The sequence below is a fragment of the Cyclobacterium sediminis genome, from assembly GCF_054781075.1.
Window position 1 is genome coordinate 1 of the sequence record NZ_BAAGVC010000033.1, and the last position, 1,082, is coordinate 1,082.

General features: G+C 56.8%; 1 protein-coding gene and 1 pseudogene. Both read right to left on the reverse strand.

Annotated elements, in window-relative coordinates; genetic code table 11:
- Window positions 1–103, reverse strand: a pseudogene (locus tag ACYVHJ_RS19400) (IS1595 family transposase); the annotation flags it as partial.
- A gap of 1 nt (window position 104) precedes the next feature.
- Complete coding sequence (gene sul2, locus ACYVHJ_RS19405; RefSeq protein ID WP_001043260.1) at window positions 105–920, reverse strand: sulfonamide-resistant dihydropteroate synthase Sul2; 816 nt, start codon at window positions 918–920, stop codon at window positions 105–107.
- Between the last annotated feature and the right edge of the window lie 162 nt (window positions 921–1,082).

Genomic DNA, 1,082 nt, shown 5'->3' on the forward strand with positions numbered 1-1,082 from the left:
CCAACGGGGTGCTTTCGGCCATCACCGCAACGTTCTGCTTTCCCTCGGCTCCCCGGCCACGTGTACCCTTGCCTCGCTCGATTTCCTTACTGGCCACCGAAAAGTTAACGAATTCTTGCGGTTTCTTTCAGCGCCGCCAATACCGCCAGCCCGTCGCGCAAGGGGCGCGGCTCGTGTGTGCGGATGAAGTCAGCTCCACCTGCGGCGGCGGCAAGCTCTGCAGCGAGTGTCGCGGCCCCGACATCCCCCGGACCACGGCCTGTGAGCGCGCGCAGAAAGGATTTGCGCGAAACAGACAGAAGCACCGGCAAATCGAAGCGCAGCCGCAATTCATCGAACCGCGCCAGCACCGAGAGCGAGGTTTCGGGAGCAGCCCCCAGAAAAAACCCCATGCCGGGATCAAGGACAAGGCGGTTGCGTTTGATACCGGCACCCGTCAGCGCCGCGATGCGCGCGTCAAAGAACGCCGCAATGTGATCCATGATGTCGCCAGCGGGTGCCTCGCGCCGATCTGCCTGCCCGTCTTGCACCGAATGCATAACGACGAGTTTGGCAGATGATTTCGCCAATTGCGGATAGAACGCAGCGTCTGGAAAACCGCGAATATCATTGAGATAGGCCACACCACGCGACAAGGCATAGGCTTGCGTCGCGGGTTGATAACTGTCGAGCGAGACGGGAATGCCATCTGCCTTGAGCGCGTCCAGCACCGGCGCGATACGCGCGATTTCTGTGTCGGACGAAACAGGCGCGGCGTCGGGATTGCTGGATGCCGGACCGAGGTCGATCACATCTGCCCCCTCGGCCATCAGCTTACGCGCCTGCGCAATGGCTGCGTCTGGCGCCAGATACCGGCCTCCATCGGAGAAACTGTCCGAGGTTATGTTGACGATGCCGAAAATGATGAGCGATTTATTCATGGGGGCTTCTATAATAATACCTAAAATCCGCAGGTAGTTAATTAGGATGTTTAAAGATTCTGATTATCCGTTTATGCACCTGTTATATTCGCAATTACTAGTCTGTCAAAGAGTTTGTCTCCAAAATACCGTCTGTTTAATTTGTAAATAAACTCGTTGAGA

Coding starts and splice junctions, on each gene's coding strand:
- sul2 (WP_001043260.1), bottom strand. CDS start 920: ATGAATAAATCGCTCATCATTTTCGGCATCGTCAACATAACCTCGGAC.